The 24,676-nt window shown below is 33.6% G+C and carries 19 protein-coding genes; 9 read left to right on the top strand and 10 right to left on the bottom strand.

Going from position 1 to position 24,676, the window contains the following annotated elements; all coding sequences use genetic code 11:
* Positions 1 to 5: 5 nt before the first annotated feature.
* The 9 genes from ACM55H_RS03565 to ACM55H_RS03525 all read left to right on the top strand — a co-directional run bounded on the left by ACM55H_RS03565 (position 6) and on the right by ACM55H_RS03525 (position 8,359).
* Positions 6 to 521 carry a cupin domain-containing protein gene (locus ACM55H_RS03565; RefSeq protein WP_416835202.1) on the top strand — a complete coding sequence of 172 codons (516 nt, stop codon included), beginning with the start codon at positions 6 to 8 and terminating at the stop codon, positions 519 to 521.
* Between the two features lie 381 nt (positions 522 to 902).
* Positions 903 to 2,654, top strand: coding sequence for a sensor histidine kinase (locus tag ACM55H_RS03560; RefSeq protein ID WP_416835201.1), 1,752 nt, complete (start codon positions 903 to 905; stop codon positions 2,652 to 2,654).
* A 106-nt stretch (positions 2,655 to 2,760) separates the two neighbouring features.
* A complete protein-coding gene (locus tag ACM55H_RS03555; RefSeq protein ID WP_416835200.1) occupies positions 2,761 to 3,411 on the top strand; it encodes a response regulator in 651 nt (216 codons plus the stop codon).
* Positions 3,412 to 4,290: 879 nt separating this feature from the next.
* Entirely contained in the window at positions 4,291 to 5,805 is a 1,515-nt protein-coding gene (locus tag ACM55H_RS03550) for a sensor histidine kinase (protein ID WP_416835199.1), read from the top strand.
* Positions 5,806 to 5,857: 52 nt separating this feature from the next.
* Complete coding sequence (locus tag ACM55H_RS03545; protein ID WP_039109710.1) at positions 5,858 to 6,190, top strand: YegP family protein; 333 nt, start codon at positions 5,858 to 5,860, stop codon at positions 6,188 to 6,190.
* Between the two features lie 149 nt (positions 6,191 to 6,339).
* Positions 6,340 to 6,723: a hypothetical protein gene (locus ACM55H_RS03540; RefSeq protein WP_416835198.1), complete on the top strand. Its 384-nt coding sequence runs from the start codon at positions 6,340 to 6,342 to the stop codon at positions 6,721 to 6,723.
* Positions 6,724 to 6,725: 2 nt separating this feature from the next.
* Positions 6,726 to 7,058 carry a YegP family protein gene (locus ACM55H_RS03535; protein WP_039109712.1) on the top strand — a complete coding sequence of 111 codons (333 nt, stop codon included), beginning with the start codon at positions 6,726 to 6,728 and terminating at the stop codon, positions 7,056 to 7,058.
* Between the two features lie 110 nt (positions 7,059 to 7,168).
* Positions 7,169 to 7,645, top strand: coding sequence for a hypothetical protein (locus ACM55H_RS03530; RefSeq protein ID WP_416835197.1), 477 nt, complete (start codon positions 7,169 to 7,171; stop codon positions 7,643 to 7,645).
* An 18-nt stretch (positions 7,646 to 7,663) separates the two neighbouring features.
* Complete coding sequence (locus ACM55H_RS03525; RefSeq protein ID WP_416835196.1) at positions 7,664 to 8,359, top strand: YiaD family glycine zipper/OmpA-like lipoprotein; 696 nt, start codon at positions 7,664 to 7,666, stop codon at positions 8,357 to 8,359.
* A gap of 76 nt (positions 8,360 to 8,435) precedes the next feature.
* On the opposite strand, the gene ACM55H_RS03520 is transcribed toward ACM55H_RS03525, so the two are convergent.
* The 10 genes from ACM55H_RS03520 to ACM55H_RS03475 all read right to left on the bottom strand — a co-directional run bounded on the left by ACM55H_RS03520 (position 8,436) and on the right by ACM55H_RS03475 (position 24,559).
* The gene (locus tag ACM55H_RS03520; RefSeq protein ID WP_416835195.1) at positions 8,436 to 9,290 is read right to left on the bottom strand and encodes an EamA family transporter; all 855 of its coding nucleotides are present in this window, start codon (positions 9,288 to 9,290) and stop codon (positions 8,436 to 8,438) included.
* Between the two features lie 140 nt (positions 9,291 to 9,430).
* The gene (gene nagB / locus ACM55H_RS03515) at positions 9,431 to 11,368 is read right to left on the bottom strand and encodes a glucosamine-6-phosphate deaminase (protein WP_416835194.1); all 1,938 of its coding nucleotides are present in this window, start codon (positions 11,366 to 11,368) and stop codon (positions 9,431 to 9,433) included.
* 52 nt (positions 11,369 to 11,420) lie between these two features.
* Positions 11,421 to 12,542 carry an N-acetylglucosamine-6-phosphate deacetylase gene (gene nagA, locus ACM55H_RS03510; RefSeq protein WP_416835193.1) on the bottom strand — a complete coding sequence of 374 codons (1,122 nt, stop codon included), beginning with the start codon at positions 12,540 to 12,542 and terminating at the stop codon, positions 11,421 to 11,423.
* Positions 12,539 to 13,777 (bottom strand): AGE family epimerase/isomerase, encoded by a 1,239-nt coding sequence (locus ACM55H_RS03505; RefSeq protein ID WP_416835192.1) that lies wholly within the window; start codon positions 13,775 to 13,777, stop codon positions 12,539 to 12,541. The genes nagA and ACM55H_RS03505 overlap by 4 nt, the downstream gene beginning before the upstream one ends.
* Before the next feature lie 119 nt (positions 13,778 to 13,896).
* Positions 13,897 to 16,002 carry a GDSL-type esterase/lipase family protein gene (locus ACM55H_RS03500; protein ID WP_416835191.1) on the bottom strand — a complete coding sequence of 702 codons (2,106 nt, stop codon included), beginning with the start codon at positions 16,000 to 16,002 and terminating at the stop codon, positions 13,897 to 13,899.
* A gap of 137 nt (positions 16,003 to 16,139) precedes the next feature.
* Positions 16,140 to 17,384 (bottom strand): MFS transporter, encoded by a 1,245-nt coding sequence (locus ACM55H_RS03495; protein WP_416835190.1) that lies wholly within the window; start codon positions 17,382 to 17,384, stop codon positions 16,140 to 16,142.
* Positions 17,385 to 17,472: 88 nt separating this feature from the next.
* On the bottom strand, positions 17,473 to 18,645 hold the full coding sequence (locus tag ACM55H_RS03490) for a galactose oxidase (RefSeq protein WP_416835189.1): 1,173 nt from the start codon (positions 18,643 to 18,645) through the stop codon (positions 17,473 to 17,475).
* Between the two features lie 30 nt (positions 18,646 to 18,675).
* Positions 18,676 to 19,596: a dihydrodipicolinate synthase family protein gene (locus ACM55H_RS03485; protein WP_416835188.1), complete on the bottom strand. Its 921-nt coding sequence runs from the start codon at positions 19,594 to 19,596 to the stop codon at positions 18,676 to 18,678.
* Positions 19,597 to 19,702: 106 nt separating this feature from the next.
* Positions 19,703 to 21,154, bottom strand: a complete 1,452-nt coding sequence (locus ACM55H_RS03480) for a RagB/SusD family nutrient uptake outer membrane protein (protein WP_416835187.1) — start codon at positions 21,152 to 21,154, stop codon at positions 19,703 to 19,705.
* Between the two features lie 18 nt (positions 21,155 to 21,172).
* Positions 21,173 to 24,559: a SusC/RagA family TonB-linked outer membrane protein gene (locus ACM55H_RS03475; RefSeq protein WP_416835186.1), complete on the bottom strand. Its 3,387-nt coding sequence runs from the start codon at positions 24,557 to 24,559 to the stop codon at positions 21,173 to 21,175.
* Between the last annotated feature and the right edge of the window lie 117 nt (positions 24,560 to 24,676).

Below are 24,676 nucleotides of genomic sequence, written 5' to 3'. Positions count from 1 at the left end.
TAAAAATGAATCTTAATATACCTAATGCTTTAGAAAAAAGTGCTGTTTTTGAACAAATTGCAGCAGCTTTAAAACAAGAAAATTTCACCGTTATAAAACAAGATGAAACGCGTCCTTGGGGAGGTTTTTTTGTAATTGACGAAAGTCAGGCGAGTGCTTTTGCCGCTAAATTTTTCCCACATCTTGGAATGGATGCTATTCGAATTACGAATAAGTTAAGTCCGAAAATTTTGGTAGTTGCCCCAAATAAACGGTTGTCATGGCAATTTCACCACCGCAGAGCAGAAATATGGAAAATACTCTCCGGAATTGTTGGGGTAAAAACTAGTTTGACAGATGAAGAAGGCGAACTTCAAAAACTGGCTCCGGGTACTTTTATCCAAATGGACAAAGGAGAACGTCATCGCTTGATAGGTCTGGATTCATGGGGAATAGTAGCCGAAATTTGGCAACATACAGACCCTGAAAATCCTTCTGATGAAGAGGATATTGTTCGTTTGCAAGATGACTTCGGTAGATAAAAAAAATATTGTTTTGAAAGATAGAGCCAAATTCTTATCTACCTTTTCACAATTCATTTACAACATTAAATTTCAATTAAATAACTCAAATTTTAGGAACATTAGAAAACTTCATGTAGAACAAATTCTACATGAAGTTTTCTAATGTTCTACAGGATGTTATTTTTAAGCTAGTTATTTTTGTAGTCAATTATTTTGTATGAAGGAAAAAATAAATACAAATTTTAGAGTAAAATGAATGGTATTGTAATATATTTTTTGTGTTTTTATTAATTAAAAATATTATATTTATGTAATCAATATCTTAAAAAAGACTAAATGTAATTTCTGAGTTGGGATTTTATCTTAACTCATTTTTTTTATTTAAATAAACAATAAATCTTGATCAGAAAATACTTTATATCGAATACCTTTTTATCGAAAAGACTAAAATTTGAACATAGAAAATTTGCTCATTACAGCTTGTTGGTATGCGTCATTTTTTTGCAGGTTATAGTCGTTATAATTTGGTATAATGAAACAGCAAATGAAACTAAAGTTTCAAAAGCTTTTGATGATATATCGTCTTCAAATAAAATAGCAAAATTTACAAATAAGGTAAATAATTCTCTTCTTAACTCTCAAGAACATTTCAATAATTACATTAATTATAAAGATGAGGTTTCGTTAAAAAAATATTTGGTTTCACTGCATGAAATGAGTTCCTTAATTGACAGCCTTAATATGGTTGCCAAAGATAATAAGGCCTTTAAAAATATATTGATTAAAAAAAATAATGCTGAGACAGATATTTTTGTTTTAAAAATGTCAATTGATTCAATTATTGATAAACAAATTAGCCCAAATCACGACGATGTTTCCAAGCTTTTTAAATTTAATAAGTTCGGATTCAAAAAAATATTGGATAGTATTAAAACGGACACTTACATGAAAGTGGATAGTGTTTCTCGAAAAGGATTGATTTCAAGATTAGGAGATGCGTTTACGGGAAGGTATAGGGTGCAAAAAGAGCAGTTAAATACGGTTGTCACTATGCAATATAAGGATAAAGTTTTATCTGGTAGTATTGAAGAGCAAATAGCAAATGCATTTTTGACAACCAATAAATATTACGAAAATGAATTTAATAACTTGAAAAAGTCATTTTTAAGTCTAAGAAATAAAGACTTAAATTTAATTGCACTTAATAATGAATTATTAAATTTAGGTCAAAATGTATTGCCAAATTACAGTAATTCTGCAAATTTACTTCAAACTGAAGGCCAAAAGGATTTATTAAATCAATATCAATCAAATAAAACAGTTAGAAATTATACTATAATAATACTGATAGTATTAATGTTTATTATCTCAATTATACTTTTGAGTTTTACACGCTTGGCGTTTGAGTATGAAAAAAGATTAACCATTGCCCAAAATCAAATTCGTCAAAGTTTGAATTTTAAAAATAGGATTATGGGTATGATAAGCCATGAAATTAGGTCACCATTAAATATAATATCTATTTATAGCAAAAAAGTAAGTGCTTCAGTTAAAGATATTGAGATAAAAGATACTTTTAAATCAATTCAGTTTACTACAAATTCATTACTTCTTTTGGCGAATCAAATCTTAGAATATTCCAAAGATGAAAATCATAAACTGAAATTAAAAAATAAAAATTTTCATTTAAAAACGGAAATTGATCAAATAATTTCCTCTATGACTTCATTAGTGAAGACTAAAGAAAATAAAATAAAAGTAAATTCTAATTTAAATTCAGATTCTGAAGTATATTCAGATGCGACAAAAATTCATCAGCTCTTTTACAATATAATAGGGAATGCTAATAAGTTTACTACAAAGGGATTAATAGCGATTACTATTGATTTAGAACATGTTTCGGATTATGAAATGAATTTAAAAGTTGAAGTTCAGGATAATGGAATTGGTATTGCAGAAAATGATTTGAAAAATATATTCGAATCCTATTATCAAGGAACAGTCTCTGAGAAAGTGAATGATTTGGGTGTTGGTTTAGGGTTAAATCTTTGCAAAGAAATAATTGAATTATTTGATGGGGATATTAGTGTTAAAAGCCAAGAAGGCAAAGGTACTAAGGTCACATTTAATTTAATATTAAGTCAAATTTAAAATAGAAATACGAAAAATTTATTTTTTATTTTAAGTAGTAATGGTAAACTATTTGATAATTTATTACCGCACTTATGCATAACGATTTTAATTTATTTAATAAAAAATGAAATTATCAAATAACTATTCTTTTTTAATTGCGGATGACCATAGCGTTGTTAGGCAAGGTGTTGCATTGCTAATTAAAGAGTTGTTTTTAAATGCTAAAATTTGTCAGTCCGGGACTTTTAAAGATACTTTTAAAGTGTTACAAGAAATTAAGATTGATTTATTGGTTTTAGACATCAATTTTCCGGACGGTAATAGTTTGAATATTATTACAGAGGTTAAAAATATTCAACCGGATATTAAAATTTTAATATTTTCGGCCTATGATGAAGACATTTACGCCATGCGATACCTGAATGCAGGTGCTTCGGGATATTTAAATAAAGGCAGCTCAGAAGAAGAGATGAAGCAAGCATTAACCAGCATGATTTTATCAGGAAAATATATAACGCAAAATATTAAAGATAGAATTCTAGACTCTTATATTTCAAAAACACCCATTAATCCATTAGAACAATTGTCTAATAGAGAAGTTGAGGTGGCCAGATTATTGATTAAAGGATATGGAAATTTAGAAATATCAGAGCTATTAAAAATTAAAAAGACTACCGTTAGTACGTTTAAAAACAGAGTTTTTGAAAAGCTAGAAATTGATAATTTACCTGCTTTAATAGAACTTTTTCATTTATACTTTGAGGATAGTAAATAGTTTATAGTTGCTGTTTTTCAAGATCTACTTTTTTTATTACCATAATTCAATAACTACTTATTTTGTCCAATAGTAGTTATTGAATTTTTTATTTACTGCATAAAATTATTCTTACTACCAGGTATTTTTTTTGTAGAAATAATTCTACATGGCATTGTTAGATATTCTACGAACTATTGATTTTGTTGGGGTTACATTTGCAATATCAGAAGTGGTAGTTGCAGCAACCTCTGATTTTATTGAGGTGTTTTGAAATAATAATTTGCAAGTTTATTAGCAGATCTTAATTCATACAATTACAGAAAGCATGAAGTGGTAGTAATTTATAAAGTCTAAAAAAATACAAAAAAATGAATGAAAAAACTATTGGAAGTTATATTCTACTAATCCGTTGGTTAGTGTCTTTTGTTTTAGATAATTATAATCTACGTTATTTAATTCAAAATAATAAATGTATCAAAAAGTAGTTTTTGGATTGTTTTTTTGCTTAGTTGGAATACTTTGTATTGATTTTGTTTCTGATTTATTTGTAATGGGTTTTACGTGTTATTTACTATCTCTATTTTTTTTGGGATTAGGAATTGTAGTTTATCCTTTGGATTTTAAATTTAGGTTTAAAACCGATTTTATGTTTCTTCCGCTGATAGGGTTAGCTATTACCAACTTTATAAATTTGTTCTTTTTTGCTGATTTTTCATTGAAAATAAATTGCGTTAATATACTGGCAGGGATAGGTGGAGTTTTATTGTGTGTGTTTCGGAAAAAGATTAAGTAGAGGAGAAAATTTTTCCATTTAATCGGAGCTATTAAAATATTTCATTTTAAAAAGATTGATTATAATTTTTTTGTGGTGATTGAAACTTTTTAAAACTAAAAAATATGAAATCTGATTTTTATACTACAAATGATTCTATGCATACAAGTGATTTTTATAAAAAATTATTTAAGGAATTATCTGAAAAAATTTTCGTGTTTACGGTTTCTTCAGATAATCATTTTCATAGTCCATTAGTAAGTGAATCCATATGTGAGATGTTCGAATTGTCAAATAATATTATTTCAGACACTATTATGTCTTTTTTTTATAATAGTATCTATAAGGATGATAAAATTAAAGTACTGCGTTTTCTTATCGGTTCCAGAAAGATTGAAAAAAAAGGAGATTTAGAATTTAGAAGTGTATTACCTAAAAGGGGATTGTGTTGGTTTAAGGTGTTTTTTAAAACTGAATTGAATTCCGATGGGAGTATTGTTTTTTTGGGTAATGTTTCCGACATAACAGATTTTAAAGTGCAACAGTTGCAACTTGAAATCTCCGATAGACGTTTTCGTTTTGCAATGGAAGCTTCAATATCAGGTGTTTGGGATTGGGACTTACAAACAAATAGCGTTTTTTATTCCTCACAATCTTTAAAAATATTAGAACAAGAATCTACAGATATTTTTGATAATCCGGAACGATGGGATCAGATTGTACATCCGGATGATTTAAAAAAATATTATGCTACGATTCAAAATCATTTTGAAAATAAAACTCCATTTTATGAAAATTTGCATCGTGTTTTAACGTCAAGCGGAAAATACAAATGGATTCTTGACAGAGGAAAAGTCATAGAAAGAAGTCCTGATGGGAAACCCTTGAGAGTAATAGGGACCCATACAGATATTTCTTCACAGAAAGAAAAAGAATTAGAATTAATCAGCGCAATGGAATTATACAGTGAACACAATAGTCGGTTATTGAATTTTTCCCATACCGTTTCCCATAATTTAAATTCACATGCTGGAAATATTAAATTGCTGCTGGACATGATTGATTCAGAAGAAAATTCTCTTGAGAATACAGAAACTTTAGGGTATTTAAGAACTGTTTCTGATGATTTGAATGAAACAATAGCTAATTTATCTCAAATAGTAAATATTCAGAATAATTTGAATGTCATAAAAGAGCCTTTGGATTTAAATCTGTATTTGAAAAAAAACAGCAATATAATTAGTGGCTATAACCATGAAAATAAAGCGAGAATTATTAATAATGTTGCTGAAGGAGCTATTGTTACTTTTAATCCTGCTTATCTGGAAAGTGTTTTGTTGAATTTTAGTACAAATGCAATAAAATATGCGCATCCCGATAGATTTCCGATAATTGAGTTTAATTTTTTTGTAGAAAATGAAAAGAAAGTATTAACCATAACGGATAACGGTTTAGGGATTGATTTAGAAAAATATGGGGATTTATTATTTGGGATGTACAAAACATTTCATACCCATGAAAAGGCCCATGGAATAGGTTTATATATTACAAAAAACCAAATTGAATCTATGAATGGGAAAGTTAGTGTAGAGAGTAAAGTAGGAGTAGGAACTACTTTTAAAATTATTTTTAGTGACTGAATAATAATAGTTTAAATCAGAAATAAATAACATAAAAACGATTAATGTTAAAATGGAAAAATTTGTAATTAGCAAAAAAGCAACTGGCGAGTTTCAATTTGATTTTATAGATAAGAAAGGAAATATACTTCTTAGGAGTGGAAGTTACACAAGAAAAACGATGTGTATAAACGGTATCGAATCCGTAAAACGCAACTCACAGGATAACTCAAAGTTTAATCGCAAGAGATCTCCAAATGACGAACCTTATTTTAACCTGAAATCCTTCAACGGAAAAATTCTAGGTATAAGTCAAATCTTTGAAGATAAATCTTCGCGAGATAACAGTATTGAATCCCTAAAAAGTAAAGCGCTAGATGCACCCATTGAAGATCAATCAAAGTGATCATCATCCAATGAAATTTATTATAATGAAACGCAGTGTAAAATGATTTTAATCAAATTATTCGGGGATAATTGTAAAAAGAGGTTAAGGTAGAATTTATACCAAATTAAATAAATTCGATCATGATAAATAGGACGTTAGAGCAAATTTTGGTTTATGATAAACAACATTATTTTGCCAGATTTTTAAAATATGAATTTAATAAAAAATTTAATTTTCAAAAGTTTAAAAAGGATGAGAACTTAGAAGACATAGAAAAGAAGTTTTCAATCGTTGTTTTTGTTGTGTATTCAGAGGCAGATTTATTTGATTTTGTTGAAGTGTATAAAATGGGAGTTCAAATCTTAGTATGTACTTATAATAAAGAAATATTGAACAAAATGAAAAATGTAAGTAATATAATTTTGTTTGATATCTCTACAACAAAATTAGAAATGGTAAAGGAATTGCGTCATTTTTTTTACCGAACCACATCTCCACATAAACAAATTCAAAATAGTAAAAACATAAATAACTTAAAACAATCAATTTAAAAATGGGAAAATTTGTAATTACCAAAAGAACAAACGGGGAGTTTCAATTCAATTTAACAGCCAATAATGGTCAAACAATTCTTAGCAGCGAAGGCTACACGACGAAACCTAATTGTGAAAAAGGAATTGAATCTGTGAAACGTAATTCACAGGATGATTCAAAGTTTGATTGCAAAATAGCTTCAAATGGTAAGCCTTATTTTAATCTGAAAGCTACCAATGGTCAAATAATCGGTACAAGTCAGCTATATGAGAGTGAAGCTTCACGTGATAATGGAATCGCATCCGTAAAAACAAATGCTCCTGAAGCAATTATTGATGACAGAACAAACTAATCAAATAATGAAAATGCACATTTCAATTCTTGATTTGTGTGCAAATACATCTATTTTCGATAAAGCAATACTATGTTTTGTTGGATTTTAATTTATTAAATTTTAAATGCATGAAAAAAATCATTTTATTATGCGCTGTCTCTTTTTTGATAGTTGCATGTAAGTCAACCTCAGTTACAAATGCAAAATTAGACAGACCTTCTCAAGTTGCAATGAAAGGGAATTGGGAAATCACAAATGTTACTTACCCTGGCTCAGACTATATTAAAGTTAATTCGTTTGATCTTGCTGATTCAAAATGTTTGATAAGAAGCCAATGGAAATTTATTTCGAATAATAACAAAGGTAATATGACATTGAATAGCCCTAATTGTACCGCTTATAGTTCAGCTATAACTTGGTTTATAAATAAAGAAGGACAGTTTGTTATGAAGATTTTAGATGAAGGTTTAAAATCAAAAAAAGTGAGAACTGGATTTGTTTTAGGTATTGCTAATCAGTCTGAAAACTCTTTTCAGTTAATTGATAAAATAGCTGTTGGAGGAAAAATCACTGATGTTGTTTATCAATTTCAAAAAATTAACTAATAAAAAAACATACATATTATGAAAAAAATAGCTATTCTAAATTTAAGTGTCTTGTTTGTTGTAAGCAGTCTTTTTATAAGTTGCGATGCGGTTAAAAATGCCAATAATACTCAAAAAGGTACTGGAATTGGTGTTGCAGCAGGGGCATTAATCGGTGGAATTCTAGGTAATAATTTAGGAAAAGGCGGTAATGCTGCTTTGGGAGCGGCTATTGGTGCTGCAGTTGGTGGAGGAACAGGCGCTCTTATTGGAAATAAAATGGATAAGCAAGCCAGAGAAATTAATCAAGCTTTACCAGGCGCGGATGTAGAAAGAGTAGGTGAAGGAATTCACTTGACTTTGAAAGAGGATGCTGTTCGCTTTGATACTAATAAAACGACTTTGACCGTTCAAGCTAAAGCTAATTTAGATAAGTTGATTCCTGTATTTAATAGTTATGCAGATACAAATATTGAGATTTTTGGTTATACAGATAATACAGGTAAACCAGAATACAATTTGACACTTTCTCAAAAAAGAGCAGTATCAGTTAAGGATTATTTGGTTTTAAAAGGTTTAAAAACAAGCAGATTCAAAACATCTGGTTTTGGAATTCTAGATCCAATTGCTACGAATGATACACCGGAAGGCAGAAGTCAAAACCGCCGTGTAGAATTTGCAATTACCGCAAATGATAAAATGGTTCAGGATTCTAAAAAAGAAACGGGCAATTAAAACGATAATGATTTTAAAAATTAGAAAAGCCTGTAAATTCTAAGATTTACAGGCTTTTTTTTAAATGGAGTCAGTATTAATTTTCTTGTCTTCTGGAAGTAATTGTTGATCCAGCAGAAGCTATTACCACAAAAAGCACGGCCAAAACTTCATTAAAAGTAAGGTATTCTTGTAAAAATATAAGCCCACAAATTGATGCTGCAGCAGGTTCTAAACTCATTAAAATACTGAATGTACGGGCAGGAAGCTGACCGAGCGCTTTCATTTCCAATGTAAAAGGAATCGCACTTGACAAAAGAGCGAGTGCTATACCTAAGGAGAAAAGTTTTGGAGTGAGGCTGTTTAACCCATTTCCTAGAATTCCAAAGGGCACAATTAGTATTGCAGCAAAAAGCATTCCTGTTGCTACTGCCTCTCCGCCTTTCATTATTTTTGAAATTTTCCCTCCCAATACAATATAAGCCGCCCAAAGGCCACCCGCTAAAAGGGCAAACAATACTCCTAAGAGGTCTATTCCATTACTTGACCATGGAGCAATCAAAACAATTCCTGCGGCTGCCAGCAATACCCAGAAAAAATCAATCATCCGTTTTGAACCTAAAACGGCTACCAATAACGGACCTATGAATTCTAGTGTAACAGCAAGTCCAATAGGAATCCTCTCTATTGCAAGGTAAAAAACCAAATTCATCGCACCCAAAGACAAACCGTAAGGAATTACTAATTTCCATTGGTTAGCAGTAATCTTTTTTAGGTTTGGCCTGTAAACTGCCAGTAATATCAATGCTGAGATACCAATTCTCAAAGAAGCTGTTCCAGCAGCACCTATAACAGGAAAAAGACCTTTAGCAATAGCCGCTCCTGATTGCACACTTATTATTGCGAAGAGTACTGCAGGTATAGGAGGAATGTTGATTAATTTATTTTTCATGTAAAGATTCAAATATAGGGAGTAAAACTACAAAATTTATAATTTAAATAGATGTAGAGTAATAATAGAAAAAACTCAGTTTGGAACCCATTTATCATGGTTCTCAAACTGAGTTTTGTTATTTTAATTTACGTTTTTTTTTAATAATCAAAACGTTTAAAAGCTTCAATAGCTTCATATTCAGCAAGACCTAAATCATCATATAGTTTCGCGGTATTTTTGTTGCGATCTTCGGCTCTAACCCAAAATTCTCTGGAGTCGTTTCCTTGAAACATTACCCTGTCTTTTTGGGATTGGTGGTACAAAATAGCATGTCTTTTTAACAAAACTTCATCAGGACTTAAAGGAACAGCCATATCTATTTCATGGATATCCCATTCGTGCCAAGCACCTCTGTACAACCATAACCAACAATCATTCATGTAAGGTTTTGATTTAAGTTGTTTCATTGCTGCAAATATGGCATTCAAACAAACTTCATGAGTACCATGCGGATCTGCCAAATCTCCTGCGGCAAAAACCTGATGTGGTTTTATTTTTGCAATTATGGCTGCAACTATGGCTATATCTTCAGGACCCAATGGGTTTTTCTTTACTCGGCCTGTTTCATAAAAAGGAAGGTCTAAAAAGTGCGTGTTTTCATCTTTTAATCCAATGTATCTTGTTGCGGCATACGATTCGCGACGTCTGATTAAGCCTTTTAGTTTTCGAACTTCAAGAGAATCGATTTGATTTTCGGTTTTGTTGTTAATGAAATGGATTACCGCAGGAAAATCAATATTACAATCGGTTTCTCCAATGAAATCATTACAAACTTCAGCAAATTTCAATGCTTCATCGTCTGTAACAGCAATATTTCCAGAAGTTTGATACACTACATGAACATCATGACCTTGTTTTATCAATTTAGAAAAAGTTCCTCCCATAGAAATCACATCATCATCCGGGTGCGGACTAAAAAGAATGATTCTTTTTTTTGCAGGATTAGCTCTTTCGGGTCTGTGAGAATCATCCGTATTGGGTTTTCCTCCCGGCCATCCTGTTATCGTATGCTGCAATACATTGAACATATTAATATTCAAATCATAAGCAGAACCTTCTTGCGCCAAAAGATCCGACATTCCGTTGTTGTTGTAATCCCTGTCGGTCAGTTTTAATATCGATTGTTTTGTTTCTTGGCATAGCCAAACAATCGCTTTGTTTTTTAATTCTGGTGTCCAAATGCATTCTCCTACCAACCACGGTGTTTCAAATCGAGTTAATTCGGAAGCAGCAGATTGGTCTAAAACAAAAGTAGCGTTGGTATGATTTTGCAAAAATGTAGCAGGAACCTCAGAGCTTATTTCTCCTTGAATGGTTCTCTTTATGATGGAAGCTTTATTTTGGCCCCAAGCCATTAATACAATTCTTTTGGATCTCAAAATAGTGGAAACTCCCATCGTAATCGCTCTTTTAGGAACGTTATCAATACCATTAAAATCAGAAGATGCATCTATTCTTGTAATATGATCCAAAGTAATGATTCGGGTACCTGAATTGATGTGGGAACCCGGTTCATTGAAACCTACGTGTCCCGTACGGCCAATTCCCAATAATTGGAAATCAAGTCCTCCTGCATTTTTAATATTCATTTCATAATTAATGCAGTATTGATTCAGCTCTTCAATCGCGACTGTTCCGTCAGGAACATTTATATTTTCCGGTTTAATATCGATATGATTAAAAAGATGCTGATGCATGAAATAATGATAGCTTTGATTATTTTCTTTTGTCATTGGATAATATTCATCCAGATTGAAAGTGACTACATTACTAAAGCTTAGTCCTTCTTCTTTATACATTCGTACCAATTCTTCATAAACCTTTATAGGAGATGAACCAGTAGCCAAACCAAGTACACAAGATTTATTTTCGGCTTGTTTGAATCTAATTAATGTGGCTATTTCTTGGGCAACAATTTTTGAAGCTTCAACCGAATTTTTAAAAATGACATTGTGAATTTTTTCAAATCTCGTTTCTTCAAATTTGCCGGCACTTTTATAGCTTATGTCAGGTTTAATTTCTAAAACACTTTTCATTTTATTTTTTTATTTGAGTTAGTTGTGTAGTTAATTTTCTAATGTTGATTGTTTAAATCGGATTATAATTTACCGTTTCTATTCTTGACAGATTATCATTGAATGTGACAAAACTTGCCGGGAATCCCGGTTTTATTTTCCCCAATTGATGTTCCATATTAATAGCGCTTGCTACTCGGCAAGTAGCCATTTTAATCGCTTCATCAGCCGACACGTTCAAATGATTGAAAGCATTCTGAACCGCTTCTTTCATTGAAATACTGGCACCGGCTAGATTGCCTTCTTCATTTCTGTAAAAGCCATTATCGAGATGGGCATCAAAATTTTCCCATTTGAAACTGGCAACTTTGCGTCCTAAAAAAGCAGCGTCACTAATTAAAAAGAATTTGTCTTTCTTTAATTTATATGCTAATCTAGCAGCGGCATAATCACAATGCGCACCATCTAAAATAACAGGAGCATAAACATTTTCATTTTCTAAAGTGGCTCCGACCAAACCAGGTTCCCGATGCCCAAATTGAGTCATCGCATTAAACAAATGGGTAACCAGTTTTATCCCTTTAGAAAAATAATATTGTGCTTCTTTGTAGGTCATGGTCGAATGTCCCGCTGAGATAACAATACCACTTTCTAGTAGCATATCCAACTGCTCGTCTGTAAAACATTCCGGTGCAATAGTGATTACTTTTATCACCTCTTTACCATGACAGATAATTTCTTCCAATTCAGAATTGGTAGGTTTACGAACCTGATTAATACTATGTGCACCGCGTTTTAAAGGATTCAAAAAAGGACCTTCCAGATGCATTCCTAGTACTCCGTTATTGTATTTTGCTTTATAATTGCGAATGGCTTCAATTCCTTGAAGAATCGTTTCTTTGGATGACGATATCAGGCATGGAAGTACATGAGTGGTACCATATTTCAAACTGGTTTCATAAATATCCTGAATGGTTTCTTCTGTTGGAGTTTGGCTAAAATAAAGTTGCTCCCCACCATTTATTTGAATGTCTATAAAACCAGCAGCAATATGTTCTCCTTTCAAATCAATTTGTTCAATGTCAGTTGGTATTTCTTTTTGAACAGAAATAATTTTTCCATTTTCTATAATAATGACGTCATTATTTATTTCTTCGCCAGTATGTACAATTCCGTTAACAATGGCTTGTTTCATTTTTTATAATTTAAATGGGTTACATCTTGTTTAGTACTAACAACATTCTTTTTGTCTTCTAAATACTCATTGAGTAGTTGCAAACAATACCATTCCTGTCTTGGCAAATGAAAAGGGCCTTTGAACATATTTCCTTTAGCTGTTTGGGCAATGGTTCCATCTTTATGTAAATACCCAAACCATTCTCCGTTTTCTTTGTCATGAAATTTACTGTACGCATAATCATGTACCATTTTGTGCCAAGTTGCATATTTTTCATCACCTGTCATGGTGTATGCCAGCAGTGTTGCGATAATCACTTCGTTATGAGGCCACCAAAACTTCATATCCTGCCAGTATTCCTGAACGGGTTTGTCATATACATCACGGTAATATAGAATACCGCCGTGCTCCTTATCCCATCCGCGTTCCCACATATAATCCAGCATTTTGCAACCTAATGCAATCAAGTGTGGATCATTGTTGCGATATTTGGCTTCATGGAAAATAAACCAAGCGCCTTCAATAGCATGACCGGGATTCAATGTACGCCCATCAATGTGATCGATAATAGAACCATCTGGTGCTACTTGTTCCATCACACATTTAATATCGTCTTTTACAAAATCGGTTTCGATTTCAGTAATCCATGTATCAATCCATTCATCACAACGTGGGTCTCCAATATTTTCTCGCAACTGTTGCGCGGTGTTTATCATAATCATAGGAGTTCCAATTCCTTTTGACGGTCGGATAGCAGTGAATTTAGGTTCTAATAAATGAGATGAAGTTGAATATTCGATACATTTTCCGAATAAAAAACGCGCTTTTTCGGCAGCTGTTTCATCTCCGCTTGCTTTGGCGTAAGCTGACATTGCGATAACTGCAAAGGTTTCCGAAAAATAGTAACGGCGTTTGCGTATGGGTTGTCCGTCGCGTGTTACGTGAAAAAACATTCGCCCATCAGTATCAAAGCAGTGGTTGTTTAAAAAATCGATACCTGTTTTAGAACCTTCTAACCATTCTTGTTTTGGTGCGACTGTATTGTAAAGTGTAGCCAATAACCAAGCGGAACGCCCTTGTATCCAAACGGCTTTGTCATCATCAATCAAACTCCCATCTTGATCACGCATTAATAAATAACCTCCAAACTCGGTATCAATAGAACGTGGAAACCAAAATGGTACGGTATCATTTAATAATTGATTCTGATAAAAATCTTTTAAGCTGAGAAGATCTGTTTTTGAATAGCTCATTTTTAATATATGTTTTGTAACTAGTATTTTTTATGTTGTACTAGATGTTAATTTAGATGTCATTTAGCCAAAGACATTTGACTATTTATTTGCGTTTGTCTTCCTTACGGAATCTTTTTTTAATTTTCAGTACTTGCATGGAGTTCTTGTTTAAAAGTCGAACAGGGTAAGCCTGCTTCATTCACCAAGTTGGCTGTAGTGAATGGTTTCCATGCATATAAAACTGTTTTTATTTTTTCTCCTTTTGGGACAACAATTACTACTTGATTTTTTATGATAGCAGCTTTGCTTTGAATGTGAATTCCCTTGTTGTTTACCAATTCAAAACCAATCAATTCTTTTTTGTCCGAAGTAGTTAATTGTTTTGCAAATGCAAATGAAACTAGAATGTTGTCACCTTTTTGTATGGCTTTCAAAGGGGAAGGACCATTCGCAATTACAGATTTTCCATAAGTGTAGCGCAAGGCCAAAAGCGCCAACCTATAAGCCACTTCTTTTTTCTTAATGGGATGCACATTTAGAACATCACCATAATCCATACTGATAGCCATGCCGCTATTCGGTATTTTATTTTGCAATCTATTTTGGACATCTCTGAACGCAGGCCAAGTTGGTCGATCAATACTTGATAATTGAACATAATAAAAGGGTAGATTAGAACCCCAGGCTTTGCGCCAACTTTCTACTAATGTAGGCATGAGATGTTCATATAATTCAACATTATGTGCATTGCTTTCGCCTTGATACCAAATCACACCCTTTATCGGGAATTTTGTAAAGGCTTCCACTCCGGCTTCATAATTATAACAGGGATCATACGGATGACGTTGTTTTGCATTTGTAGCATTTTTCAAATTTACATTGGCACGTTCTCTGACCCAAGGCATAATAAAATCCGATTTACGCCAGTTGGTTAATACATCAACTACTTTATCGTCGTGTTCCAATGTGTATCTGTCAATCCAGGATTCTATCGGTGATCCGCCAACGGCAACTTGAATTAAACCCACAGGTACATTTTCTTCACGGGCGATGTTTTTACCAAAGTAATAGGCAATGGCAGAGAAATCTTTGGCACTTATCGAATCACAAACCGACCAACTTCCAGAAAAGAATTGCAGCTGATTGGTTTTAACCAAAGTGAGAGAATCCCAAGCCATTTCATCAGTCTCCCGTATCGCTTTGGCATTGAATAACCGAATAGTGGAATTTGCGATTGCTTTTTTTACTTCTGCCGAACCATTTTCTGAATTTTGAAGTTGAAATGCCATATTCGACTGTCCGGAACAAAACCAAACATCGCCAACCAAAATATTCTTTAAAACAAGGTTTGTTCCTTTAGATTGAATAGTCATTTCGTAAGGTCCGCCTTGTGTCATAGCAGGAAACGTAATTTTCCATTTTCCGTATTGATTAGCTATAACGGTCTTTTTTTGTTGTTTAAAAGTCACTTCAATTGCATCACCTCCATTAGCCGTTCCATAAACTGGAATGGGTTGATTGCGTTGTAAAACCATATTGTCTGTGAAAACAGCCGCTAATTTTAATCCACCAAAATCTTGGGTTATGTTTTCATAAACGGTTTTGGCCAGAATAGTTGCTCCTTCTTTCGTTGGATGTAAAGCATCAGGAAAAAGATCGGGACGATGGTATAACTTTTCATGTAAATCAATTAAACCCACTTGATTTGCTTTTGCAATGTTGGGTATATGAGATTGAATTTGCCAAAACCAATCTCTGGTTCCCGATTTAAAACGAGGGTGTTCATTAAATATGGGAGTTAATCGACAGATGTAAATTTTTACAACCGGATTTTGTTTTTTTAAAGTGTCTATTAACCAAGCGTAATCGGCATCAAATTCGGCATTGTAATTCGGCCAATTTCTAGGATCTGTATCATTTAAACCCAAATGAATAATAGCTATATCAGGTCTGTATGCAATGGCATCGGCACATTCTTTAGTTTTAAAGTAGGGTGTACTTCCTTTTTTCAAAAGTGTTGCTCCGCTATGTCCGAAATTCTTTACCTCATATTGTCCACCCATCAAGATTTGAAGCTGTGAAGGATAGGATTCATTTGCAGCGTCAGATAAGAGATAACCCGCTGTAACGGAATCTCCAATACAGGCCACTTTGAGGATTGCTTTTTGCGCAACTGATTCAAAATGAAAAGTTATTGAAATGAAAAAGACCACTAAAAATAGATTCCTTTTTATCGTATTCATGTTTTTATTTTTTCAGAAATTATTACAAATAGGCGTAAATTATCCCCAAGGCGGAACACAAGGCTCCGCCTTAAAAGATAAAAAACAAACCCAACTTAAAACAATTATTTGAACTTAGTAAACGATACTAATGGATTTTAAGCATCGACAAAATCATTCACTTTTGGACGCAGAAAACTGATTTGGACTACTAATGCAATTATCACAACCCCCGCCATCAAAGCAAATCCGGAGCCTAAAGTTCCGCTATCCGATGATTTCCCTAAAAGGGAAGTTACTAATGCACCACAACCAACTCCAGTCATATTTAGGACACCATAGGCCGTCGCCCGGTGTTTTGAAGAAACAAACTGACATATAATAGGCATGTTATTGGCATCAAACATTCCGTAACCGATACCGAAACAAAGTGCCGCACCCACAACATTGAATAATGAATGTCCAAAACCGATTAACAATAAAGCAGGAATGGTTAAACTCAGACCAATCGCGCTGGTATAAACCCTGCCTTTAATATTTTTTTGTACCCATTTATCAGATAGAATACCGCCAAAAATCACTCCCAACAAGGATGAAAACGAGATGGCAATGGTGGCTAAAGGACCTGCTTCTTCCATAGGAATTCCTAAGTTTTCTGAAAACAGGGTAGGCAACCAGTTTTTTGTAGCCCAGCCCGGTAAACTTATTATGGCAAAATAAAATAAGATAACCCAGAAAGAGATGTTCGTGAATAACAAAGCCATGCCTTTGAAGAGTGAACTTTTTTCCTTTATTGGCATCAAATCGGAATCAATAGTTTTTATTTCGGCAACTTTTTTCTCTCTTAAAAAGAAAACTAAAACGAAAGCATAAAAAACTCCAACTATCCCAAAATAATGAAAAGTAGTATGCCAAGAATAGGCGGCGGCAATAGTAGCTCCAAAACCTCCTAATGCGGAACCCACATAAAGTCCCGTCATATGAATTCCGATAGCAAGTGATCTTGTTTTTTGCTGATGGTAATCGGCTATTAGTGATAGACCGGCAGGAATATATAAAGCTTCACTTACTCCCATCAGGGCTCTTAACCAATACACCTGATTGTAAGTTGATGCATATCCCATAGCATACGTTACGGCTGACCAAACAAATAAACTCCCTACAATCAGCCATTTTCTGTTTAATTTGTCCGCTATAATTCCGGATATAGGACTCATTAAAGCATAAATCCAAAGAAAAATAGCCATCAAACGTCCAAAGTTCTCACCAGATACTAATTCAGGAATATCGGTTTCCATTGAAGGACGCATCGTTGCCAGCATTTGTCTGTCCATATAGTTTAGCAAGGCTACAAGCCATAACAAGCCTACTACTACCCAAGGATAATACTTTGTATTTTTCATATTTTGATATGCTTTAAAATTTCATTTGTGATTTTACCTTCATTTTCCGACATGAAAAAATGGGGGTTAAAACCTATTTTGAGTGTAATTACTTTATAGTTCCTAACATGACATCGGGGGTACGAATACCTGGTTTTATTTCTCCATTAGACAAAACAATTTTATCATTCCATAGCGTAGCAGTTGTGGTCACATGAGCAAGAAAGGGCAGTTCGCCAATAGTAGACCAGGAATTAGTACGGGTGTCGTATAATAAGATTCCTTTATAGAAACCGTCATGATGGGTATTTAATACATTTTTTTCTGCAATTAGTCTGGTCTTTTCTTCAGGAGAATCTGTTTGTGCAATTTGTGATAAATAAGTCTCTATTTTATGAAAAATTGTACCATTATCACCACCAACAATTACGATGGAATGATTCCCCACAGCCACACCTGCACCCGCTGAAAAGTTGGTTGTGTTTTCTCCATCGGATATATTGGCACGACTTTCCCAGATTTGTTTTTTTATGTTAAAAGCATAAGTGGTATTGTGCAAATCACTTATTCCTGAAGGGGTTTTGGTTCTTCCACCAATCACATAAATATTTGTTCCATCTTTGTCTTTCTGAGCCACCGCAACTGAATTAGCCAAAGCGATGGGTAATTTTGGTAATGTTTTCCACTCTGGATTACTACTGTTTAAATCAAGACTTAAAAATAAATCAGAAGATTTAGTGGTCTCATCACCGCCAATTGCATAAACTACATTTTCAATATGTGTAAGAGCTATATTGGTAATGTTTACTGGAAAATCAGGTAGGGAAGTGGCTTCAACCTCAGTTGTAGCAGCATTCCATTTTAGAATAAAAGCCTTATTGGAAAGTCCATTTTCATTTTCGCCCCCTACATATACCACTCCTAAATCAGTTGAAGTAGAACCACAGTAGGCAATAGGTTCGGGTAGTGTGCTGCGTACATTTTTATTCCAACTATAGGTATCGTTACACTTCTGCAATACATGAATTTCATTTGAATACTGTTTTTTTCCACCTTCCCAAGGCATTTTATCTTGGAAATTAGCTCCCCCAGTAACTATTAAAACATCGTTACTGATACCATTAATAGCACCTGCAAAACCTAATGATATACTTCCATCCGTATTTTGTAGTTGCGCTGCCATTTTCCATTGAATATGGTTTACAGCTTTTTTTTGAGAAAGGGCGTCAGTTGTCGGCATAATAAGTAAGGAAAGAATTAGAGGAAAAATATATTTATTCATAGTGCTTGTTTTGAAATAAAACGAACGAAGCTATTTTGATTTGAAATCTTCAAAATTTAGACTTTCTACATCTTTTTTAAATAATTCAAATTGGTCAGCACTCATATTTTTAACAGGCAATCTAAATTCACCTAAATCCAATCCTACGACTTTCATATAGGCTTTTCCTACTGAAATTCCACCGTATTTACCCAATAAACGAATCATGTTGATTGATTTTTGCTGTAAAGCACGCGCTGTAACTAAATCATTGGCATTAAAAGCCGCAATCAAATCATAGTATAACGGAGCAGCATAATTGAATGTACTTCCTACAGCACCTTTGGCTCCTAATACTAATGCTGACAACATATTCTCGTCACGTCCCCAAAGCATATCAAATTTCCCATTTTCATAACTCATACAACTTTGGAAATCCATGAAATCTTCATGTGTATATTTCACTCCTGCAAAATTCGGAAGCTTTCCGTCTAAGGCTTGTACTAAATCAAACATGGGTAAGTTAACGCCTGTCAATACAGGAATGTGGTAGTAATAGAAAGGCATATTAGGAACACTTTTACCAACTTCGATACAGGCTTGAGCCAACATATCAACATTTGCAGGTTTGAAATAAAATGGAGCAGTCATAGAAACAGCATACAATCCTATTTCATAAGCATGTTTTGCTAAGTCAATGCAATCAGTAAGACAAGTTCCACCTAAGAATACCATTACTTTAAAATCAGCATCGTGATTGGAACAATTTGCCCAAGCTTGAGCAACCGCTTTTTTTTCTTCTAATGTTATAGAAACACCTTCTCCAGTAGAGCCGTTAATAAAAGCACCAGTTATTCCGTTTTGTTTTAGAAAAGTATAGTAAGCCGGAATTAGGCTAACATCTAATTTTCCATTGCTATTAAAGGGTGTAAAAGGAGCTGAGATTAGCCCTTGTAAATGTTCAATTTTCATGAGGTATTTTTTTAAATTGTCTTTTATTTATGTTGTTTAAATAGACCGGGAACTTAAATATTCCCGGCTTATTATTTAAACTATACTTCTTAAATCCAGTTTTTTACTATGGATTCTGAGTGATTTTAGGATTAAAGTTAATGGTATTTTGAGATATTGGGAACAATATTTTTTTACCGGTCATAGAAGGCACAAGATTCGTTTTGTTGAAACGTACTAAATCCCACCATGCTTTCCCTTCAAAAGCTAATTCTTTCAAACGTTCATTCAAAATAACATCATTATTAGCTGCTTGAGAGCTATTTGTAAATGAGGAAGAAGCATCAGCTCTTTGCATTACCAGATTCATTTCTGAAGATGGATCTTGGCCTAAAGCATTTTTAATTTCTGCTTTCATTAACAAGATGTCAGCCCAACGGTAAATAATGATATCGCTTACAAATCTTCTGGTAGCACCATCAACTGTTCCATTGTATTTTACTAAACCTGTTACTACCGGAGTCGCTCCATTGTATAAAGTTAAATAAGTAGCTGTTTTTCTGGTATCTGTACTGCTAAAGTTGAAATGTGTAATATCTGGTTGTACTCTTGAAATACCTGCATTTCCTGTACCAACTCCCAAGGTTCCAAAAGTTGCTGTTGCTGTCGCTGCTGTTAGGGGTGCAAAGTCACTTGGTCCAACAAACATGAAAGAATTCCAATTGTCAGATAGCGCAGACGGTACATCCGCCAAAGAATATCTAACCGCAAAAAGCACTTCAGTATTTCCTTTATTGGTGTAACCAAATACGTCTTTAAAATTGGGTAATAAAGTCGGTGCTGTAGGAATAGCATTAATTGCAGCCAAAGCCGTGTTTAAATCAGTACTTCCACCACCTAATTGTTTCGCTGTCCATAAATTCACATCTGCTTTTAAAGCATAAGTTGATGACAAGGATAGTTGCGTTTTATTATTTGTCGCATCTGGATAATTAGCAATAGCTGATTCAATATCAGACTTAATGAATGCAAAAGTTTCTTCAATCGTATTACGCGGAACAATATATTCAGATTGATTGGTGTTTTCTGTTGGTGTAGTTACTATTGGTACACCACCCCAAGAACGAGCCATGATGAAATAAGCCAAAGCACGCATAGAATACGCTTGCGCAATATATCTCTTTTGCTCATTTACAGTTGTTGGACTAAATTGAATAGTCGGAACATATTTTAAAACCAAATTCGCTTGATGAATTACGGTATACAAACCAGCCCAATCCACATCAATATTCTGTGCAGTCAGGTTGTTATTATAATAATTAGCCAAGCTTAGCGGAGATTGAACTCCATTTGTAATTTCTGCACTTCTAGCTCCTCCCAATAAATAGTAATTTTGTTGGGTTTGAGTTCTAAAATTGAAGTACATACCGTTTACACCTGCTTTTGCATCGTCTTCTGTTTTCCAAAAACTGGCAGAAGTAATTACGCTTTCAGATTTAAGGTTTAAGTCATCCTGACACGAGTTCAATAATGAAAAACCGGTAAAAAGTATAGAATATAAAAGAATTTTCTTTTTCATGATATTTAATATTAAAATTTACAAACCAATGTTTAAACCAAGGATAAAGTTTTTTGGAACAGGATAAGTACCTGTCGATCCAGCTGAATTTAATCCTAAACTGGAACCACCATCAATCCCTTGAACTTCTGGGCTTAAACCACTGTATTTAGTGAAATAGTATAAGTTACTTCCTGTTACATACACACGCACCGAAGCTAATCTAGCTTTCTCAACTATCGATTTTGGAACGGTATAACTTAATGTAACTTCTCTTATACATAAGTAATCTCCACTTTCGTAGTAGCGACTATTTCCTTGGAACATATTGGTATTATAAGCTGCACCACTTGCTTCAGAACGGAATAAGTTATTTTGGTTCGTTTGATCTGCCCAACGGTAACGTGGTACATCAGTAATGTCACCTTCTTTTTGCCAAGACTGTAAACTTTCGGCTAATAATCCGTAATTTCCTTGAAATTGACCCACAAAACGCGCTCTGGCTTCATTGTAAATAGTAGCCCCTAAAGAGTAATCTGTTCTTACGGTTAAAGAGAATCCTTTATAGTCCGCATTAAAATTAAAACCACCCACAAATTTAGGGAACATATTACCCATGTAAGTTCTGTCACGGCTATCAATTGTACCATTGTTGTCTGCATCTAAAAATACTGCATCTCCAGCAAATTTCTTACCAGTTGGATTACCACCTGCTGCAGCTGTTTTAGTTACATAAGTATCATGTGTTGTTGCGTTATAAGCATCTGCTTGTGCTTGTGTAGAAAGGATATACAATTGTTTGTGAGCATAAAAATCACCAATTTTTTGACCTTCCTGCAAACCACCTACGTATTTATAAGAACTGCTTGCTGCATCCCAAATTTCAGTTCCACCAATTCTATTGTTTGCATTTCCATTGAAAGGAAGTTTCTCAATTACGTTAGTATTGTGTGAAACATTAGCACCCACATTAATTTTCCAATCATTTTGATTGTACACATTGGCATTCAATTCTAATTCAAAACCTTTGCTTCTTAATCCTCCTAAGTTTGTCAGAACAGTAGAGAAACCACTATTAGAAGGAAGCGTTAGATTCGTTAATAAATCAGAAGTTAATTTATTATAAAAGTCTCCAATTACTCTAACTTTATCATGATTAAAACCTAAATCAAAACCTCCATTTATAGTTTGTGATTGCTCCCATTTCAAACCTGGATTTGCAATTTGTGAATTTACAATTGCAGATTGACCGTTGTAGCTATTGGCAAATCCGTTTGTTGTACCTGAATATAATCCACCTGATTGAAAATCTCCCAAAGTACCTAAGTTACCGTTTACTCCATAACTTCCACGTAGTTTGAAAGAAGAAACAACCTCTGGCATTACTTTCCAAAACTTCTCTTCATGTGCATTCCAACCTACGGATAATCCTGGGAAAAATCCATATTTATTATCCGGACCTAAACTGGAAGAACCATCATAACGGAAAGAGGCTGTTGCAAAATACCTGCTTTTATAATCATAATTAACACGACCAAAAACACTGTTCAACACTAATCTTGTATTGTTGCTGTATACAGAAACCGGTATTGGTGATGAATCCAGTGTTTGTGCAAGATCAGAAGGACTTCCTTTCCCGGAAGCATTAAATGCTTTTATAGTTCTGTCGAATTTAGAAGCCCCTAATTTTGCTTGAAAATCACCTACATTATCCAAAGATTTAGCATAAGTAAAAACCCCTTCGTATTGTAATTGTGCGATTTGATTGCTTAATCTGGTAGCTGTACGCGTATTATCAACTAAACCATTGCTACCACTTAAAAATGCCTGTTGAAAAGTATTATCATTTTCACTTTCGTTATAAAGTGATAATGAAGGTGTAAAAGTTAAATCTTTAGTAAGTTTTAAATCACCATCAACCCCCATTTGCAATTTATTGTTTTCATTAATTCCTTTTACTTTACCCATTTGGTACAATGGATTTCCATTGATATTATTTTGGCCTGGAGCCAAAGTACCATCTTCCAAATATAATTTTGTAGTAGGGGAGTTTCCTAAATATCTGTTGAAAACAACGCTATTAGCTACTACTTGATTGTTACTTGATTTTGAGTATAATACTCTACCATTTATAGTAAAGTTATTCGTTAATTTCAAAGATGCATTTAACTTACTGGTAAAACGTTGGTATCCAGTAAATATCGTTACACCATCTCCTTTTAGATACCCTAAGCTTAAATCAAAAACACCATTATCTCCACCGCCACTGAAACCTAAAGTATGATTTTGTGTGATGGCATTTTGGAATAAAACGTCATTCCAGTTCGTGCTTTTGTACATAATAGTGTTGTTGGCATTTAATGGATCTGCCATTTCTTGCCAACCTTTAGCTTGTAAACCCTGGATAGTGGGCGCGTCTAAATTTGATTTCAATAATGTAGCAAAAGGCGTGTTATTCAACAAATTATTTCCAGTACCGGCAGGAGTAGCCCCTGTTAATTGCCCTAATCTTGCAATACCGGTTGTTGTTGAAAGTCCGGCTATTTCGGCAGCATTATATAAACCTAAACGTTGCAGTCTAATGTAGTCTCCTCCGTCTAAGAAATCATATTTTTTGCCTACTCGGCTATTTTGAGTAGAAACATTATAAGTGATTTTAGTTTTACCTGCTTTACCTGTAGAAGTTGTAATAATAATTACACCATTAGAAGCACGAGCTCCATATATTGATGTTGCAGCGGCATCTTTTAATACTTGTAATGAAGCAATATCAGCAGAGTTAATATCATCAATTTGGGTACGAATAACTCCGTCAACAATATACATAGGAGTTGCACCTGCCGGATTATCAATAGATGTACCTCCACGTACTAAAATATTAGATGCTTTACCAGGTTGCCCTGATGCGGTACGTACCACTAAACCAGTTACATTTCCTTGTAATGCTTGTGTCACGTTTGAGTAAGGAACATTTTCTAACACTTTTTTGTCTAATTTAGAGACTGAAGTACTTAAGGTCCTTCTATTTTGCGAACCATAACCTACTACAATAACTTCATTCATTTGTTGTCCCACCTCTTTTAAAACTATAGTAAGTGGCGCATTTCCAATCGTAACCTCTTGCTCTTGAAGGCCTATGTAAGAAACAACTAATGTTGTAATATTATCTGGTACTTCAAATGTAAAGTTTCCGTCAAAATCGGTCTGTGTTGAAATAGTAGTGCCTTTGGCAATAATATTTACTCCGGGTAAAGATTCTCCTTTTTCATTGGTTACCTTTCCTGAAATTTTCTTTTGGATTAAGCCTAATTTGATAGTTTCCTTTTCCAAAGGAACATTTTTTTCTAAAAAAAGAACCGTCGGTGTTGATACCGCAGCTGATGCTTGTACGGTAAAAGCTACTAGAAATAAGGATGTTAATTTCATAGCTTTCCCGAAGTTAGGGGTAAGCCAATAATTTTTCGGCTTGCTTTTTGGTAATAAATACATACTTTTGTAATGGTTAGGTTAATAATAATTCTTCCTTCTTGGTTTATTTATTTG

Source organism: Flavobacterium cryoconiti, from assembly GCF_048158645.1.
Lineage (GTDB): Bacteria > Bacteroidota > Bacteroidia > Flavobacteriales > Flavobacteriaceae > Flavobacterium > Flavobacterium cryoconiti.
This window is presented reverse-complemented; position numbering and strand designations above follow the sequence as displayed.

Coding starts and splice junctions, on each gene's coding strand:
- ACM55H_RS03565 (WP_416835202.1), top strand. CDS start 6: ATGAATCTTAATATACCTAATGCTTTAGAAAAAAGTGCTGTTTTTGAA.
- ACM55H_RS03555 (WP_416835200.1), top strand. CDS start 2,761: ATGAAATTATCAAATAACTATTCTTTTTTAATTGCGGATGACCATAGC.
- ACM55H_RS03550 (WP_416835199.1), top strand. CDS start 4,291: ATGAAATCTGATTTTTATACTACAAATGATTCTATGCATACAAGTGAT.
- ACM55H_RS03545 (WP_039109710.1), top strand. CDS start 5,858: ATGGAAAAATTTGTAATTAGCAAAAAAGCAACTGGCGAGTTTCAATTT.
- ACM55H_RS03535 (WP_039109712.1), top strand. CDS start 6,726: ATGGGAAAATTTGTAATTACCAAAAGAACAAACGGGGAGTTTCAATTC.
- ACM55H_RS03530 (WP_416835197.1), top strand. CDS start 7,169: ATGAAAAAAATCATTTTATTATGCGCTGTCTCTTTTTTGATAGTTGCA.
- ACM55H_RS03525 (WP_416835196.1), top strand. CDS start 7,664: ATGAAAAAAATAGCTATTCTAAATTTAAGTGTCTTGTTTGTTGTAAGC.
- ACM55H_RS03520 (WP_416835195.1), bottom strand. CDS start 9,290: ATGAAAAATAAATTAATCAACATTCCTCCTATACCTGCAGTACTCTTC.
- nagB (WP_416835194.1), bottom strand. CDS start 11,368: ATGAAAAGTGTTTTAGAAATTAAACCTGACATAAGCTATAAAAGTGCC.
- nagA (WP_416835193.1), bottom strand. CDS start 12,542: ATGAAACAAGCCATTGTTAACGGAATTGTACATACTGGCGAAGAAATA.
- ACM55H_RS03505 (WP_416835192.1), bottom strand. CDS start 13,777: ATGAGCTATTCAAAAACAGATCTTCTCAGCTTAAAAGATTTTTATCAG.
- ACM55H_RS03500 (WP_416835191.1), bottom strand. CDS start 16,002: ATGAATACGATAAAAAGGAATCTATTTTTAGTGGTCTTTTTCATTTCA.
- ACM55H_RS03495 (WP_416835190.1), bottom strand. CDS start 17,384: ATGAAAAATACAAAGTATTATCCTTGGGTAGTAGTAGGCTTGTTATGG.
- ACM55H_RS03490 (WP_416835189.1), bottom strand. CDS start 18,645: ATGAATAAATATATTTTTCCTCTAATTCTTTCCTTACTTATTATGCCG.
- ACM55H_RS03485 (WP_416835188.1), bottom strand. CDS start 19,596: ATGAAAATTGAACATTTACAAGGGCTAATCTCAGCTCCTTTTACACCC.
- ACM55H_RS03480 (WP_416835187.1), bottom strand. CDS start 21,154: ATGAAAAAGAAAATTCTTTTATATTCTATACTTTTTACCGGTTTTTCA.
- ACM55H_RS03475 (WP_416835186.1), bottom strand. CDS start 24,559: ATGAAATTAACATCCTTATTTCTAGTAGCTTTTACCGTACAAGCATCA.